15 protein-coding genes and 1 tRNA gene are annotated in these 16,552 nt (G+C 53.6%); 10 read left to right on the forward strand and 6 right to left on the reverse strand.

The features are described from left to right. Positions 1-27: 27 nt before the first annotated feature. Entirely contained in the window at positions 28-234 is a 207-nt protein-coding gene (locus BC440_RS00545) for a DUF1289 domain-containing protein (protein WP_071239359.1), read from the reverse strand. A 121-nt stretch (positions 235-355) separates the two neighbouring features. Next, entirely contained in the window at positions 356-553 is a 198-nt protein-coding gene (locus BC440_RS00550; RefSeq protein WP_037989411.1) for a CsbD family protein, read from the reverse strand. A 230-nt stretch (positions 554-783) separates the two neighbouring features. Here BC440_RS00550 and BC440_RS00555 point away from each other — a divergent pair, with 230 nt between their 5' ends. Next, positions 784-1,437 (forward strand): RNA methyltransferase, encoded by a 654-nt coding sequence (locus tag BC440_RS00555; RefSeq protein WP_230729497.1) that lies wholly within the window; start codon positions 784-786, stop codon positions 1,435-1,437. A 126-nt stretch (positions 1,438-1,563) separates the two neighbouring features. On the opposite strand, the gene BC440_RS00560 is transcribed toward BC440_RS00555, so the two are convergent. The 3 genes from BC440_RS00560 to BC440_RS00570 all read right to left on the reverse strand — a co-directional run bounded on the left by BC440_RS00560 (position 1,564) and on the right by BC440_RS00570 (position 5,787). Beyond that, a complete protein-coding gene (locus tag BC440_RS00560) occupies positions 1,564-3,786 on the reverse strand; it encodes an anthranilate synthase component I (protein WP_071239360.1) in 2,223 nt (740 codons plus the stop codon). Between the two features lie 251 nt (positions 3,787-4,037). Beyond that, positions 4,038-5,009, reverse strand: a complete 972-nt coding sequence (locus BC440_RS00565; protein WP_071239361.1) for an ion transporter — start codon at positions 5,007-5,009, stop codon at positions 4,038-4,040. 109 nt (positions 5,010-5,118) lie between these two features. Further along, entirely contained in the window at positions 5,119-5,787 is a 669-nt protein-coding gene (locus tag BC440_RS00570; protein WP_306460233.1) for a phosphoribosylanthranilate isomerase, read from the reverse strand. 120 nt (positions 5,788-5,907) lie between these two features. On the opposite strand from BC440_RS00570, the gene ubiE reads away from it, so the two are divergent. From ubiE to BC440_RS00585, 3 genes are read left to right on the forward strand one after another with little or no spacing between them, the layout of a single operon-like run. Then, on the forward strand, positions 5,908-6,681 hold the full coding sequence (ubiE, locus tag BC440_RS00575) for a bifunctional demethylmenaquinone methyltransferase/2-methoxy-6-polyprenyl-1,4-benzoquinol methylase UbiE (RefSeq protein WP_071239362.1): 774 nt from the start codon (positions 5,908-5,910) through the stop codon (positions 6,679-6,681). Positions 6,682-6,692: 11 nt separating this feature from the next. After that, positions 6,693-8,252: a 2-polyprenylphenol 6-hydroxylase gene (ubiB, locus tag BC440_RS00580; protein WP_037989415.1), complete on the forward strand. Its 1,560-nt coding sequence runs from the start codon at positions 6,693-6,695 to the stop codon at positions 8,250-8,252. A gap of 9 nt (positions 8,253-8,261) precedes the next feature. Beyond that, on the forward strand, positions 8,262-8,690 hold the full coding sequence (locus BC440_RS00585; RefSeq protein WP_071239363.1) for a GNAT family N-acetyltransferase: 429 nt from the start codon (positions 8,262-8,264) through the stop codon (positions 8,688-8,690). 82 nt (positions 8,691-8,772) lie between these two features. Here the strand turns inward: BC440_RS00585 and BC440_RS00590 are convergent, their stop codons facing one another. Continuing rightward, complete coding sequence (locus BC440_RS00590; RefSeq protein WP_007091851.1) at positions 8,773-10,431, reverse strand: HAMP domain-containing methyl-accepting chemotaxis protein; 1,659 nt, start codon at positions 10,429-10,431, stop codon at positions 8,773-8,775. 508 nt (positions 10,432-10,939) lie between these two features. Here BC440_RS00590 and BC440_RS00595 point away from each other — a divergent pair. From BC440_RS00595 to BC440_RS00620, 6 genes are all read left to right on the forward strand, one after another. Continuing rightward, positions 10,940-12,520: a tetratricopeptide repeat-containing glycosyltransferase family protein gene (locus tag BC440_RS00595; RefSeq protein ID WP_247643506.1), complete on the forward strand. Its 1,581-nt coding sequence runs from the start codon at positions 10,940-10,942 to the stop codon at positions 12,518-12,520. Between the two features lie 211 nt (positions 12,521-12,731). Further along, a complete protein-coding gene (gene gpt / locus BC440_RS00600) occupies positions 12,732-13,211 on the forward strand; it encodes a xanthine phosphoribosyltransferase (protein ID WP_007091853.1) in 480 nt (159 codons plus the stop codon). 136 nt (positions 13,212-13,347) lie between these two features. Further along, a complete protein-coding gene (locus tag BC440_RS00605; RefSeq protein ID WP_247643507.1) occupies positions 13,348-14,436 on the forward strand; it encodes a PQQ-dependent sugar dehydrogenase in 1,089 nt (362 codons plus the stop codon). 88 nt (positions 14,437-14,524) lie between these two features. Beyond that, a tRNA-Gly gene (locus tag BC440_RS00610) sits at positions 14,525-14,598 on the forward strand. Positions 14,599-14,762: 164 nt separating this feature from the next. After that, positions 14,763-15,326 carry an RNA polymerase sigma factor gene (locus tag BC440_RS00615; RefSeq protein ID WP_139192056.1) on the forward strand — a complete coding sequence of 188 codons (564 nt, stop codon included), beginning with the start codon at positions 14,763-14,765 and terminating at the stop codon, positions 15,324-15,326. Between the two features lie 118 nt (positions 15,327-15,444). Continuing rightward, on the forward strand, positions 15,445-16,482 hold the full coding sequence (locus BC440_RS00620; protein WP_071239367.1) for a FecR domain-containing protein: 1,038 nt from the start codon (positions 15,445-15,447) through the stop codon (positions 16,480-16,482). Positions 16,483-16,552: the final 70 nt, after the last annotated feature.

Genomic DNA, 16,552 nt, shown 5'->3' on the forward strand with positions numbered 1-16,552 from the left:
CCGTCCGCAATGTCTGGTCTGGCTGGGTTACAGGCCTTTGTCCCCGGTCGTGATCAGCGGTTCGGAAGTGGTCGAAAGACGCCGTTTGCGGATGGTTTCCAGCAGCCGTTTCTTGCTGCCGTCACTCATGCCCATCCATGCGCCGATTTCATCGCCGGTGCGAAAGCATCCGATGCAGTACCCGGCGACCGGGTCAAGAACGCAAACGCCAATGCAGGGGGATTTGACAGGCATGATTTTCCAAGCTGGTAACAGGATTGATTGCCTGCATAGAAAACACAAAGCCCGCCAGGATCAAGAGGGTAATAATCCGGCGGGCTCTGTTACGTGTGGTAATCTGGTGGGGGTGAAAGCCCTAGAGGCGGTCAAACCAGTTGCGGACCTGACGGTCGGCCTCTTCGCGTTTAACGCCATAGGCTTCCTGAACCAAGCCAACCAGTTTTTCCTGCTGGCCTTCGATCTCATCAAGATCATCGTCGGTGAGGCGGCCCCATTCGCGCTTGACGTGACCACGCATCTGTTTCCAACGGCCTTCAATCTGGTCCCAATTCATCAGGTGTTCTCCTGTTTCTTTCGGGTTGTTTGCTCGTTCGGTCCGGAAATTTTATCTGCATGCCAATGGCATGCAGCTTTTCCGGTTGCCTGATCATAAAACGGCTCGGAGTGTTTTTTGTTCCACGATGCCTGGATTGCTTCCTCTGCCGGGGCAGGGGTGCGGCCCGCTGACTTGCCATATTCGCCTGTGACGGGTATAGCCGAGCCAGTTTTTTCATTGGAGTGTGTGTGAGCGCACCATCGGCGTGCAGCACGGAGGACAATATGCGCGGATATTTCGGGATCGGGATCGAAGGGGCCAGCAAGCCCTTTAACGTGGGCACGCTGTTTCGTTCCGCTCATGCGTTTGGTGCCAGCTTTGCCTTTACGGTGGATGCGGATTTTCGTGATGAACGGGCCAATGTGGCCGACACATCACGTGCGTCCGAGCAGATGCCCTACTATCACTTCCCGGATCACGATCATCTGTTTCTGCCCGATGGATGCCGGATGGTTGGTGTCGAACTGACACCTGATGCGATTGAACTGCCAAGTTTCAAACATCCGTCGCGCGCGGCCTATATTCTTGGGCCGGAACGTGGAAATCTGTCGCAGGAAATGCAGGATCAGTGCGATTTCATCATCAAAATCCCGATGAGCTTCTGCGTGAATGTCGCGATTGCTGCCAATATCGTGATGTATGACCGCCTGATCAGTCTGGGCCGGTTCGCCCCGCGCCCGGTACGTGCTGGTGCCCCGACCGAGCCAAAGCCCGAAGCCTTTTATGGCGGCTGGATTTCACGCACGCGTGACAAACGCAAAGCAGATCCGGAAAAGTTTCGTCAGGCTCCGCCACCCGATTACAGTGTGATCGACGGGACGCTGGATGACGACGACGATTAAGGCATAAAATGAAGCAACGACCGCGAGGGAGGGGCGCGGCCGTTGCGTTTTCCTGACCCGGTTTCATCGACAGGGGGAGGTCGATGACAGGGGGATGGGTCAGGTAATCCGGTCTATCGTATCGTTTCAGGCGGCTTGGACTGTTGCTTCATCACCATCGAAAATCTCAGCCTTTTCGGGCAGAATGCCGTGCGGGTTGCGAAGCAGGTTGGCAATCATCCGCATTCCGACATCGCCTTGCAGGGTCAGCAGGCTTTCGGGATGGAACTGAACCGCGCTGATCGGCAGGCTTTGATGACGTATCCCCATAACCACACCGTCATTGCTGCGCGCGGTGACTTTAAGGTCAGCTGGCAGGCTTGCCAGGTCGGCAAATAGAGAGTGATAGCGCCCAACAACGATTTCATCGGGAAGGCCTTCAAACAACGGATCAGACGGGTCCAGTTTCACCTTAGACGGTTTGCCATGCATTGGTGTGTCGAGTTGACCAAGTGATCCACCAAAAAATTCGACAATCCCCTGTAAACCAAGACAAACACCAAAGACCGGAAGCCCCGCGGCAAGGGCACGTTCGATGCTTTGGCGCAGACCATAATCATCGGGGCGCCCCGGACCAGGGGACAGGAACACCAGATCCGGTTTGAAATCATCAAACGCCTCATCCGGGAAACCGGGGCGGAGCGTTAATGTTTCGGCACCGGTTGCACGGATATAGCTGGCAAGGTTTTGAACAAAACTGTCTTCGTGGTCGATCAGAAGCACGCGTTTGCCAACGCCCGAAATGGTCGGATCAATGGTGGCTTCGTCCTTGGCATCGCGGGTGACGGCATCAATCATGGCCGATGCCTTCAACACGGTTTCGGCTTCTTCGGCGGCAGATTCACTATCAAACAGCAATGTCGCACCCGCGCGAACTTCGGCAACACCCTGTTTGAGACGCACCGTGCGTAATGTCAGGCCGGTATTCAGATCGCCATTGCACAGAACCGCCCCGATGGCCCCGCCATACCATGCGCGCGGGCTGCGTTCGACTGTTTCGATATGTTTCATGGCGGCCCGTTTGGGCGCACCGGTAACGGTCACAGCCCAGCAATGCGTCAGGAAGGCGTCAAGCGCATCGAACCCCTCGCGCAGGCGGCCTTCGACGTGATCGACCGTGTGAATCAGGCGGGAATACATTTCGATCTGGCGACGGCCAAGAATTCTGATGCTGCCGGGTTTGCAGACGCGTGCCTTATCGTTGCGATCAACGTCGGTGCACATGGTCAGTTCGGATTCTTCCTTGGCCGAATTCAGAAGGGTTCGGATATTTTCCGCATCTTCGATCGCGTCGCGACCGCGCGCGATGGTGCCCGAAATCGGGCAGGTTTCAATACGTTGACCGGTGACGCGGACATACATTTCCGGCGATGCCCCGATCAGATGTTCACCATCCCCCAGATTGATCAGGAAACCATAAGGTGCCGGGTTGCGGCGTTTAAGGCGGCGGAAGATTTCCGACGGGGCAGTTTTGCATTCGGTCCGGAAGACGCGGCTTGGCACGACTTCAAACAGTTCACCGCGCGCAAATCGTGGCTTGGTATCATCGACGACGGCGGCGTATTCGCCGTCTTTCATATCATTTTCTACGATGCCGTTTGCACCATGTGATGGCGGGTGATCCTGGGCAATGCGGTCGAGCCCGGCGGTACTATGGCCATCTGGTGCAATGAATTCATATTCAAAAAGGGTCGCGACCTTGGACGCATGATCGACCGTGATCATCTGGTCGGGTAGATAAAGATGGACATCCTTGTGATCACTGCTGCGGTCCTGGGTCAGTGCAATTTGTTCGAAATGAAGGGCGATGTCGTAGCCAAAGGCACCGTATAGACCCAAACGTTCCTCGCCCTTGTGGGCAAACAGATCGCGAATGGCCCGGACAACGGAAAACAGGCTGGGTTGTTGACTGCGTTCTTCTTCGGGGAACCAGGGGGCCGCATTGCCGACATAGCCGTAAAGCCCGTCATCGCCTTTGGTCAGGCCTTCGATATGGGCATGATCGGCAAGGGCGTTTTCAATCACCGGCAAAAGCACCCGGCCGCGATCATTAAGCGCCCGGATTGCAAAGCCGCGTTCGCGTCCGGTGATTTCCAGCGGGGGTTTGGCAAATCCCATGTCCCAGCGCGAATAACGACCTGGAAACTCGTAGCTTGAAGACAGCAAAACACCCTTGGTCCGATCAAGCGCGTCGATCAGGCTTTCGGTGGCATTTTCATAGGTGATTTCTGTCTGGCGGCGAATAATGGCGATGCCGCCATCGGTGGTATATCGATATTCGCTACTGGGTTCAGAAGTCGGGTTGGTCACGTCAAATACTCCGTTTGCGGGGCGCTGCCGCAGGAGCAATGTGACTTTTCAGCAGATAGGAAAAAGGTCTGAAAACACAAAGCCGCCTGCGAAGATCAGGCGGCCGGTTGTTTCAGGGCATGATAATTGGCCGCCCGCTTATGCGGACCACCACCAACGATTGGAAGTAAGGATTGGGTTCATGCCTTGTATTTTCATGTTTCAAACTATGATCAGCGATCAGGCGGGCGTCAAGCATTTTGATCAGACGATTATTCGCCCGGTTCGGAAACTTCGAAACGAAGCGGTTTATGGCAATGTGGACAGGACAAAAGATCGTCTTCGTGATTGTGATGAATGTCGCGGATGTCGGATATGATTGACTGGGCCTGTTCATCGCTGATGCCAAGTTCGTCCTGATGGGATCGCAGCCTTTTTCGCACGGCCTCGGTCAGGCGTTTTCCCGAAAGCTGATGGGCGGCTTGTTGGCGATAGGCCTCCTCGCGGCGGCGCAGTTCACTGGAAAAGGCGGATGCCAGAATACCGGCAGGCACCGCGACGATGCCGATACCCGTTAGTGAAATCAGACTTGCGATGATTTTACCGAGGGCTGTGATCGGTACGACATCCCCGTAACCGACGGTGGCAAGGGTGATAACGCTCCAGTAAAGGGCACTGGGCAGGTTGCCAAATGCGTCAGGTTGGGCTTCGTGTTCGGCAAGATAAATAGCGCCGGCGCTGAAAACCAGCATGCAGGCCAGCGCCGCGCTTGCGGCACCAAAGATGCCCATCTGCTGACGAAACACCATCAGCATCAGTTCAAGGCCGGTAGAATAGCGGGTGAATTTCAAAAGCCGAAGCAGACGGACAATGCGGATGAACCGGAGATCAATCGGCGTGAAAAACAGCAAGAAGACCGGAAGGATCGCAATCAGATCAACCATTGCCATTGGTCGCAGCATATAACGCAAACGCCCCCATTTTCCGGAAAATTCCGGGTTATCGGGGGCGGACCATACGCGCAAGACATATTCAATGGTGAAAATCGCCGTGCAGATCAGCTCAATGACCAGAAACAGTATAAAAAACTGTTCGGCCAATTCATGAACGGTGTCGAGAATGACGCAGATAACATTGATCACGATCAGCGAAGCAAGGATCAGATGTACCGTCAATGACACCCGTGATTGACGGTCGACCCCATGCAGCAAATTCTGAACTTTTGATCGAAGCGTTCTTTCCATTTGACCCCATACGCTAACGGGGCACCAAACACCACCCGCAATCATCCGATAATTGCGGGGATCGCTTCAGAAATGGTTAAAGAAGATGCTGATACAGCGTGGCAGGGTACTAGTAACCCTTTGCCGCGCGAATGAAATCGGCAATCTTGCGCGCGTCTTTCACGCCTTTGGTCTTTTCAACGCCAGACGATACATCAACCCATGGTGCACCGGAAATGCGTACCGCATCGGTGACATTATCAGGGTCAAGCCCACCGGCGAGCATCCAGCTGCTTTTGAAACTGCGCCCGGTCAGAAGTGTCCAGTCAAAGCTGACGGCGTTGCCGCCGGGTAGAATGCTTTCTTTGGGCGGTTTAGCATCAAAAAGCAGAAAATCGGCGACGCCATCGAAGTTTGCCGCAGCGGCATCAATGTCATCGGACGTACTGACCGAAACGGCCTTCATGACGCGCAGACCGAATTTTTCTTTTACTTCTGCGACCCGTTCCGGGCTTTCCTTGCCATGCATCTGGATCACGTCAAGGCGACCGGCCTTGATCGCGTTTTCAAGGGCTTCGTCACCAGCTTCAACGAACAGGCCAACCTTAAGGATGCTGTCCGGTACGCGCTCGGTCAAAGTAGTGGCGCCGTTAAGCGATATGTGACGCGGGCTTGGTGGAAAAAAGACATAGCCCAAGGCATCAGCACCGGCACTCATCGCGGCCATTGCGGCGTCTTCGCTATTGATTCCACAGATTTTGACCATGCAGCTCATCGGGGTGTCCTGTCTTGTAGCCAATTCAAACTTCCGTCCAAGTCATTTGGTCCTAGCAGAAAGTGATCCCGACCAACAGGATATTTGCGAATTTAGGTGGCTTTCCACTGGCGAGATGGCGGTTGCTGCGCTATTTTCCCGGCCATGAGCAAGCACACAGGCCCAGCCGGGGGCGAAAACGGCGAAAAGACAACCCATTTCGGTTTTCGGGATGTTCCGGAAAGCCAGAAGGCATCCATGGTGCGTGAGGTTTTCGATACTGTCGCGTCCAAATATGACTTGATGAACGATCTGATGAGCGGCGGTGTACACCGTTTGTGGAAAGATACGTTTATCAACGAGCTGAAGCCGCGTCCGGGCATGAAGCTGCTGGACGTTGCCGGTGGCACCGGAGACATTGCATTCCGGTTCCTGAAGAATGGTGGCGGCTCTGTCACGGTGTGCGACATTAACTATGAAATGCTGCATGTCGGTCGTGATCGCGCGGTGGATCACGGGTTGCTGAAAAACATCAACTGGACTGTTGGCGATGCGCAGAAATTGCCGCTGCCCGATCATTCGGTTGATGCCTATACGATTGCCTTTGGCATTCGGAACGTGACGCGGATTACCGAAGCCCTTTCCGAAGCCTATCGTGTGCTCCGACCGGGTGGAAAATTCCAGTGTCTAGAGTTTTCCAAGGTGGTGGTGCCGGGGTTTGATAAACTTTACGACACATACTCCTTCAAGCTTTTGCCTGAAATCGGTCGCTTCATTGCCGGGAATCGCGAAGCATATCAGTATCTGGCCGAAAGCATCCGTCAGTTCCCCGATCAGGAAACTTTTGCATCCATGATCCGCGATGCCGGGTTCGAACGGGTGAAATATCGCAATCTTTCCGGTGGTATTGCCGCCATTCATTCGGGCTGGCGGGTATAGGTGGCGACTGAATGATAAGGTTCGTTCGCAACAGCTTTCGACTGCTTGGAATGGCTAGGACTTTGGCGCGTCATGATGCGCTGTTTCCACTTGCCCTTGTGCCGGGTGGAAAGGTTCTGGCGTTTTTTGCCCGACTGACAGCACCATTTTCACGTCGATCCGATTTGCGGCCGGGGCGCCGGTTGGCCCGTGCGCTTGAAGAATTGGGCCCCGCATTCATCAAGCTTGGCCAGACACTGGCCACGCGTGCCGATCTGATCGGGGATGATGTTGCGGCTGATTTATCAAGCCTGCAGGATAGATTGCCGCCATTTTCGGCCAAGATTGCCAAGCGGATCATTACCGAACAGCTTGACGGGCCGTTTGAAACCCTGTTTTCCGAGTTTGATGATACGCCTGTTGCGGCGGCATCCATTGCGCAGGTGCATTTTGCCACCACGTCCGATGGGCGAGAAGTTGCCGTCAAGGTGCTGCGCCCGGATATCAAGACGCGCTTTGCCCGTGACCTAGATCTGTTTTACTGGGTGGCGGAGATTGCCGAACTGACGCAACCGCGCTTGCGTCGTCTCAAACCGGTTGAAACCATCAAGACGCTGGAAGACAGCGTGCATCTTGAAATGGATTTGCGGTTTGAAGCATCGGCAGCATCCGAGTTCCGCGACAATTTCGAGGCTGATCCGACCTATTATGTGCCGCAGATCGATTGGGAACGGACGGCGGAACATGTGATCACCATGGAACGGGTCAAAGGTGTTCGCATCGACAATGTCGAAGCCCTGGATCGCATGGGTGTTGATCGCTCTGCCCTTCTGGCGAAGGCGGCGGGGGCATTTTTCCAACAGGTTTTCCGTGACGGCTTCTTCCACGCCGATATGCATCCGGGCAACCTGTTTGTCGACGAAACCGGTAAGGTCAGCATCGTTGATTTCGGGATCATGGGGCGTGTTGACCGTCAGACGCGCCTGTACCTCGCAGAAATGCTTCTTGGCTTTCTGACGCGTGATTATCGCCGTGTCGCCGAGGTGCATTTCGAAGCGGGATATGTCCCACGTAACCAGTCGCTTGAAAATTTCCAGCAGGCGTGCCGTTCCATCGGCGAGCCGATTCTGGGAAAGGAACTGGCCGATATTTCGGTCGGGCGCCTGTTGGGGCAGCTTTTCCAGATTACCGAAACCTTCGGGATGGAAACCCAGCCGCAGCTTCTGATGTTGCAGAAAACCATGATTGTCGCCGAGGGGCTTTCGCGTATTTTAAGCCCGAACGAGAATATGTGGGAATTGTCGCGTCCGCTGATTGAGGAATGGATGCGTGAAAACCTTGGCCCGGAAGCAAAGATTGCCGAAGCTACCCGACAGGCAGGGACCATGTTGCGCCGGTTGCCTCGCGTTCTTGAGGCCGCCGAACAGGCATCGGCTGTCTTTACCGATCAGGGGTTACGCCTGCATCCTGATACGGTTGCCGCGATGCGTGGCCGGTCAAACGGGCAGCGCAGTTCCGGTGGAGTTTCCAAGCAATCCATCCTGCTTTGGGTCGCGATTGCAGCACTTGCAGTCGCCCTGTTCGTCAAATAGAGGACGGCAATGAGCGAAATTGAAATCAGTTGTGATCGCGGTCGGCTGGACCTTGGATATTGCTATGATTTCATTGCCAATTCTTATTGGTCGCGCGGCAGGTCGCGCGGCGAGTTTGACCGTTCGGTTGAAATGTCGTTACCGATTGGTGCCTATTGTGATGGGCGGCAGGTTGGCTTTGCCCGCGTCGTGACCGACTTCATCGCCATTGCCTATATCGCCGATGTGTTTGTTGACCCCGATTACCGTCGTCGGGGCATTGCATCCATGATGCTTGATGCCCTGCATGCTCATCCCGATATTGCGCGGGTCAAACGATGGATTCTGGCGACACTTGATATGCAACCGGTTTATCGCCAGCATGGATATGAGGACCTAAATGAAACGATCATGATGCGGCTTGATGCCGAATCCGATGATCGGGAACCTTTGCTCTAGGCGTGATTAAACCCGACATTTAAAAAAAAAAACGCCGCCACGGTCAGACCGGACGGCGTTTTTGTTTTCGGCAATCTCGCAATCAGCTGGTGCGGACTTCATCAAGGAAGTTGCCGACCTCGCTGCGCAGCGTTCCTGATTGCGCGCCAAGTTTTTCGGAGGCATCAAGTACCTGTCGGGCGGCATCGCCGGTCTGGCGGGCCGCAGACTGCATTTCATGGATATGGCTTGTGACTTCCTGCGTGCTCTGGACCGCCTGCTGGACGGAGTGTGAGATTTCGGACGTCGCCTGTCCCTGTTCCTGAACTGCGGCGGCAACCTCGGATGCGATTTCGTTCAGATTGGCGATGATGCTGGTGATGCCATCAATTGCACCAACAGCTTCCTGGGTCGATCCCTGAATGCCGGAAATCTGGGCTGAAATATCCTCGGTCGCGCGTGCTGTCTGATTGGCAAGGTTCTTTACCTCGTTGGCCACCACGGCAAAACCTTTACCCGCGTCACCGGCACGTGCGGCTTCGATCGTGGCGTTCAGGGCCAGAAGGTTAGTCTGTTCGGCAATGGCCTGAATGATCTGGACCACTTCGCCGACTTTCTGTGCTGAAACATCAAGCCCCTGAACCATTTCATTGACTCGATTGGCTTCGGTGCTGGCGTTGGCGGTAATGTTTGACGTGTCATTTACACGCGCACTGATATCGCGGATTGAAACAGATAGCTGTTCGGCAGCACTGGCAACCGTTTCGACGCTATGATTGGCCTGCTCAACCGCGGCAACCACTGCCTGCGAACCGGATTCGTTCTGATGAACGGCCGCAACCATTGTCTGGGCGACTTGCTGCATTTCGCTTGATGCGCCCGATACACCGTCGACAACACCCATGACGGTCTGTTCGAAACGCCCGGCAAGGCCGTTCATTGCCTCTCGCCGTTTTATTTCTGCGCGCTCGCGTTCCTGTTCGCGTTCCCGATCAAGTTGGGCAACTCGGTTGGCATTTTCCTTGAATACTTCGACCGAGGCCGCCATCTGGCCAATTTCATCGGTGCGATGAACGCCAGGGATGTGAATGTCGCGATTGCCATCAGCAAGGGCCGCCATGGCACCATTGATTTTAACAAGCGGGGTAATGATCTGATTGCGCAGGACAAACCAGGTGCTGCCCAGAAGGACGGCAAGGATTGCCGCCGCAAGGGCCAACTGGATGATGACGGCCTGTTTTACCTCGGCATTTACGCGCTCCAAGCTCCATGCGGTCAGCAGCATGCCGCGATATTGATCTTCGTCCCGGCGTTTGGAATATTTGGTAATCGGCGCAGCAACAATGACCGCATCGTCAGAGATGAAGCTGACAACTTCCTTGTTTTCAAGCCGCTCCAGATAAGGTTCGGCAAGTGCAGCCAGATCGTGTTCGGGAAGGTTTTCGGATTGATAGGTCGCAATGGGTTCGCCGTCCGGATTGGCTGCCACCAGCGATGCCAGCTGTGATCCTTCCTTGTCGGTGATCTTGCGAAATTCTTTTTCGACCGAGTTGCCGTCCATGGCAATAAAGCCCGGTTGCACGGCTGTTGACAGCATTTCGGTTTTTTCGACCGACTCATTATACATGATTTCGATCATCGCATCGCGTTGCGAAACCGTCTGGATCGTCATCATTGCGCCGAAGCCGACAATCAACAATGCAACCACAACCAGAATAACTTTGCGTCCGACAGAGCCGCCGGATCGTTTGGTTTCGGCCATTTAAGGTCTCCCGTCCTTTGAAGCCTGATGAATTTTTGTTTCCTCGAAATCCTCTCGTCTGCCAGCGATCATTTGAGGCTGTCGTGGCATGAACGATCAGGATTGGTATCGTTCCGGCTGTCATCCGAATGGTGATTTCGGGGACCTGCCAAAGCGACGATATTTATTCTTTCTGACTTCCCCTGATGTAAAACTCCCTAGGGAACGGGAAGCTTTTTGATGCTTTCCTTCGGACCCCACAAAAAAGCTACTGCAAAGCGGCGGATAACCGAAATAATTAAAATAGGCCTGTTTGAAATTACCGGAAACTTGCGAAATGCGATAAAATCGTCCGGCATCATTCAAGTTTTTAGTAAATAATGCTGTTCGGGTAACCGGTGTTTCTCGTGATGCGAATCGCAGGCTGACTTCGTCGGTCCTAACATGCCTATTCATATGGTGATGGTGGCTTGTGTTTTTGATGCTGTCCGATCACGATGCTGCAGTTTTTGCGGGACGGGGAACCCGAATGGCTAAGTCCAGAACCATAACAAAATCGCGTGCCACCAAAAAAGGCAGGAAAACCATGGCTGTTTCCGGGGTGAAAAGCCCTGTGACCAAGCCCGCGGGTGATGACAGTCCAAAACTGCCCAAAGGCGAAATCGGTGCCCTTGATCAAATGCGAGGCGATGAACCCGGATCAGCAAGTTTATCGTCCCGACCGGCACCGGATATTGCGGTTAACCGTTCTGACAAATCGGAACTTTTTGCGCGCGCGCTTGAAGCACATCAGGCGGGCAGGATTGACGAAGCGATTGCGCTTTATGGTGCTGTCCTTCGCCAGAACCCGGATCAACCCGATGTCTGGAACAATCTGGGCGTGGCACTTCGCCGCAGCAAACGCCATGATGCGTCACTTGTTGCTTATCGTCGCGCGGCGGAGCTAAGGCCGGGAAATGCCGGGCTTTGGTCAAATATGGGCAACTGCCTACGTGAAATGATGCGTTTTGAAGAAGCCACGGCAGCGCATGACAAGGCCCTCGAACTTGATGCTTCGATCAAATCGCATCCGTTTAATGCCGGTCTTGTTTTTCGAGATACCAACCGTTTCGAGCAGGCAATCCGGCATTTTGATGCAGCGCTGGCGATTGATCCCGACTATGTCGACGCCAACTGGGACAAGGCATTGGCCCTTCTGGCGATGGGGCAATATGAGGCTGGCTGGGCGGGATATGAAACGCGCCGCAAACTGGCCGATAACCCGATCCGTCCTCTTGAAGGTGCTCCGGAATGGGACGGTAAGGCTGATTTGCGTGGCAAAAGACTGCTGCTGCGCGCCGAGCAGGGCTTTGGCGACATGATACAGTTTGCCCGTTTTGTGCCAATGGTCGGGAAGAAGGCCGCGCATATTATCCTTGAATGCCGATCAGAATTGATCCCGGTGATGCGTACGATTGCCGGTGTCGGAACAATTGTTGAAAAGGGCGCAAAACTGCCGCCCTTTGATCTGCATGTGCCGTTGCTCAGTTTGCCGCATGTTATGAAAATCAACGAAGCGGAATTACACCGCGTATCTGCCGAACCCTATTTGAGTGCACCGAAAGGCAAGCATGCACGGCTGAGCCCGCCACCGGGAACGGTGCTTAAGGTCGGACTGATATGGGCAGGCAAACTTAATCCGCGTGACCGATCCTGCCCGCTTGAAAAGTTGATGCCGCTTATGGCTCAGAAAGGGGCCTGTTTTTACAGTTTTCAGGTCGATGAGCGGCGTGGTGACATAGCGAAACTTGGTGCCAATGCCCTGATTACCGACATGGGTGAACATATTCATGATTTCGGTGACAGTGCCGCGTTGATGAAGGCGATGGATCTGATCATCACAATTGATAGTGCCCCGGCCCATCTTGCCGGCGCGCTTGGTGTACCGGTCTGGATGTTGCAGCTTTATACAACGGATTGGCGGTGGATGGTCGGGCGGGCCGACAGCCCGTGGTACCCGACGATGCGGATTTATCGGCAAGAAGCACCGGGGGATTGGGCTACTCCGATTGGAAAGCTGGGGGCTGATTTTGCCAATTTGCTTAAGGCACGGCTGGGTGCTACGGCATAGTCAAAACGATGGGTCGCGATATTTTTGCCCGATAGCGGGCGGTTGTCTGATCAATTCTTTGGACAGGAACGGTCCCGCCCCTTGTGTTTGGCTGTGACTCAGCGTAGGAAAGCGCCTTAAATTTACGAAGAATATCGACCGCTGTCCGGTCTTTCTCATGATTTGGCATGACAGACAGCAGGCGATCCGTTTTTTGCGCAGGAGAAAGCTTGTGAGCGAAGCTGCTTATAACAAAGGTTTCCCGGTTTCCTGGGAACAGATGCATCGCGACGCACGTGCATTGGCGTGGCGTCTGCTTGAAAAAGGTCCGTACAAGGGCATTATTGCGATTACCCGTGGCGGTTTGGTCCCGGCGGCCATCATCGCACGCGAACTTGATATTCGTCTGATTGATACAGTTTGCGTTCGCAGCTACTCTGACAAGTCGCGCGGTGATCTTGAATGGCTTAAGGGGATCGAAGGTGACGGCACGGACATGCTGATCATCGATGATCTGGTCGATACCGGCAAAACCGCAAAGGCTGTGCGTGAAAAACTGCCAAATGCGCATTTTGCGACTGTTTATGCCAAGCCGCTTGGACGCGAGATCGTCGACAGCTTTGTGACCGAAGTTTCCCAGGATACGTGGATTTATTTCCCGTGGGATATGGAGCTTTCGGTTAACGCACCGATATCCGAACGCGTCCGCTAATCGGTCTTGAAGATCTGATCGTATCTTTCTCAAGGCCCGTTGGACCGAAAAGGAGGACACGATGCAAAATCAAAATTGCCCGGCCTGCTATCGTCAACCGTCATCAACGGTCCGATGGGCCGGGCGTTTGTTTTTTATGCTGGGATTCTGCGCCCTGAGTATTCTCGGTGCAGTTGTTCCGGCATTGGCAGATAATTTGCCGCTGCAGACCGCGAAGGCGATGTCACTGCTAAGGCCGGAAAGCGGCTACAGGCTTGAATTATTCGCCGCGGTAAATAATGCGCGCTCTATAGCTGTTGCCCCGGAATTAAAGGGTATTTTCGTCGGAACGCGTGGTCCCAATCTTTATTTCGTGCGCGATGCGGATGGGGATGGCAAGGGCGAAGAAGTCAATCTTATTGCCGATGACTTCAAGATGGCGAATGGCATCGCCTATAAACCCGGAACCCTGTTTGTAGCCGATCAGCACCGCGTTGTGTCCTATGATCTTTCAGATTTTGACTGGACAGCATTGGGACGCGCGCGCATCCTGTTTACCAATCTGCCGGACAAGCGCCATCATGGCTGGCGATACGCCGCACTTTCCCCGGATCAAAGCCGCCTGTTCATCGCCGTTGGCGCGCCGTGCAATATCTGCAAGGTTGGTGGGCTAGAAGGTACGATTATTTCCATGCCGATCAGCGGTGGGGCACCCAAAATCTATGCCAGCGGTATCCGTAATTCCGTAGGGCTGACGTTCCATCCCGACACCGGAGATTTGTGGTTTACCGATAATGGCGGGGATAACCTTGGTGACGATGTTCCGCGGGAGGAACTGAACCATGCCACCGCCGAAGGGCTGTTTTATGGATATCCCTGGTATGCCGGAAACGATACGCGTTCCCCGCAGTTTGCCGGTGAAACTCCACCGGCTGAGGTTACCTTTCCTGCCTTTACCTTTAATGCGCACAATGCAGCGCTTGGTCTTACCTTTGACGATGGTGATGCACTTGTGGCGTTGCACGGATCATGGAACCGGACAATTCCGGATGGTTACAAGGTTGTGCGGGTGGAATTTCGCAATGGTGAACCTGTGGCGACCAATCCGTTCCTTGATGGTTTTCTGCGCAGCAACGGCGAAGTTGTTGGCCGCCCGGTAGACGTAAAGCATTATATTGATGGATCGATTCTGGTGTCGGACGACCACGCCAGTGCGGTTTGGCGACTGGTTCCGACAAAGAAATGACACGGGCATGACAGGTTTAAATAAATCATTCCGGTATCGGGGATGGGCTTGCACCCATCCTGAAACCGGGCTATAAAACCGCCGCTTAGCGGGTGTAGTTCAATGGTAGAACGGCAGCTTCCCAAGCTGCATACGAGGGTTCGATTCCCTTCACCCGCTCCAAGCTTTCCCCCTTTTGTTCTTGAACTGATGATGAACTGCACATTACCAAGTATTCGTCATATTTAAAATAACTTGAGAATGATTATCAAAATCGTGTAAATATGGTCCATTGAGGCTGTTCGGCAATCGAAACTCTCATCAGCAGCCGCAAATGGGGAATAATCGTGTCCAATTCAGCCGGGCAGGCTCCTGCAACTTTGGCATCAGTGGTCGAAGACCATTATGACGATCTAATGCTTTTTATCGGCAATCGCTGCGGGTCTAGGGTCGTTGCCGAGGAAATTATCCAAGAAACCTGGGTCAGGGCAAAAAGTGCGTCTGGCATCGTGCCTGAGAATCCGCGCGCTTATGTCTTCCGGATTGCGCGTAATCTTCTGACGGATCATTATCGCCGAAATTCCAATGATCGAGAGCAGGTTGTGCTGCCATTTCGCCACGCGTCGAGTACTTCAATCGATGGAAATACGTGCGAGCATGTCGAAATTGATCGCACGGCGTCCCAGGAGGACGTGGCTGCGGCCCAGCAAGAATTGCGGATTATTTCGCGGACTGTCGAAAACCTTCCGATGAAATGCCGGCAGGTGTTTCTAATGTATCGCGGCGAAGAGCTGTCAATGCGTGAAATCTCGGAAAAGCTGGATGTATCAGTGAAAACGGTCGAAAACCACATACGCCGGGCTATGCTGGAATGTCGTCGTAGTCTGCAACAAGCGCACTCGGAGAAATGATGATGGATCTTCGTTTTGGCAGGCATTTCGGTTTCTTGGGTGAAAGCAGGTCCATCCGCGGTACGCCGCGCGGTGATGTTGCGCCGTTTGGATATCACGAAGCCCCGGAGGCCGTTGAATGACTGGTCGTCAGGAAATGTCATCTGAACCTGCAACAGAGCAACTGTTTGATGAAGCCGTTGTTTGGTACATGTGTTTACGAGAAGCCAAGGACGATGCAGATGGTGATCGTACGGATGACCTGATCGTACGGTTTGAAGCCTGGAAAAGGCAATCATCGGATAATGTAATAGCGTATGCCGAGGTCGAATTTCTTTGGGGCAGGCTGGCCTTGCCGGTTAAACGGCAAGTTCAAGCGCAAAAGAGCCATCACTCGGTAACCAAGCAACCCTCCCGAAAACAGTCTGGATACCTGAAAGCGGTCATGATCGCGGTGGTGGCAGCTTGTCTGGTACTCATTGTTGGTTTTGGAAGCGAGACTTACAACACAGTCATCGGCAGGTTTGACGAGAACCCTGTCCAATCTGAACATGAGGTTCTGACCAAAATGCTCTCAGATGGCAGTGTGATCAAGCTGAATGCGGAAAGTGCTGTTTTGATCGATTTGACAGCCAAGAGGCGCGTCGTGAAACTGCTGTCAGGTGAAGTTTGGTTTGATGTTGCTCATGACAAGGAACGCCCCTTTGTTGTTCAAACGGACTTTGGGGATGTGACCGCACTTGGAACCGAGTTCAATGTAAAGACTGATCGACAAAAGGTCACGATCAGTCTGGAGGAAGGTAAGGTTTCTGTTAATTGGCATGTTGGGGGGGCTCTGGAAAATCCGGCTGGTGAGGCCGTTGTTACCTTGCTGCCGGGGGAGGCTACGACGCTTTTACCGGATGGTATCGGAGATAAAATACGGTTTGATCCCATTGCGACGACCGCATGGCGAAACGGTAAGATGGTTTTCTATCAGACGCCGCTGTCAGATGTGATTGATGTGATCAACAAATACCATGATGGGCACATCATGGCTCTAAGTTCCGAGATCAATAACATGACGGTTAGTGGCGTTTTCCATACAAATGATATTAATCAGGTGCTCGAAGTGATTGAGGGAACGCTGCCTGTGCATGCGGTGAAGATCAGTAAATATATGATTCTATTAGTTTAATTTCTTCTGGTTTTGGTGCAGCTGATTTCCGGTACTTTTTATCTGGAATGAACGAAAAAGTTTTCGGTTG

Source organism: Thalassospira sp. MIT1004 (assembly GCF_001858545.1).
Lineage (GTDB): Bacteria > Pseudomonadota > Alphaproteobacteria > Rhodospirillales > Thalassospiraceae > Thalassospira > Thalassospira xiamenensis.

Bases quoted from the DNA above. Each gene is read 5' to 3' on its own strand.
- ubiB (WP_037989415.1), top strand. From the start codon at position 6,693: ATGATAAGGTTCGTTCGCAACAGCTTTCGACTGCTTGGAATGGCTAGG.
- BC440_RS00595 (WP_247643506.1), top strand. From the start codon at position 10,940: ATGGCTAAGTCCAGAACCATAACAAAATCGCGTGCCACCAAAAAAGGC.
- BC440_RS00585 (WP_071239363.1), top strand. From the start codon at position 8,262: ATGAGCGAAATTGAAATCAGTTGTGATCGCGGTCGGCTGGACCTTGGA.
- BC440_RS00565 (WP_071239361.1), bottom strand. From the start codon at position 5,009: ATGGAAAGAACGCTTCGATCAAAAGTTCAGAATTTGCTGCATGGGGTC.
- BC440_RS00545 (WP_071239359.1), bottom strand. From the start codon at position 234: ATGCCTGTCAAATCCCCCTGCATTGGCGTTTGCGTTCTTGACCCGGTC.
- BC440_RS00590 (WP_007091851.1), bottom strand. From the start codon at position 10,431: ATGGCCGAAACCAAACGATCCGGCGGCTCTGTCGGACGCAAAGTTATT.
- BC440_RS00550 (WP_037989411.1), bottom strand. From the start codon at position 553: ATGAATTGGGACCAGATTGAAGGCCGTTGGAAACAGATGCGTGGTCAC.
- BC440_RS00620 (WP_071239367.1), top strand. From the start codon at position 15,445: ATGACTGGTCGTCAGGAAATGTCATCTGAACCTGCAACAGAGCAACTG.
- BC440_RS00605 (WP_247643507.1), top strand. From the start codon at position 13,348: ATGCTGGGATTCTGCGCCCTGAGTATTCTCGGTGCAGTTGTTCCGGCA.
- ubiE (WP_071239362.1), top strand. From the start codon at position 5,908: ATGAGCAAGCACACAGGCCCAGCCGGGGGCGAAAACGGCGAAAAGACA.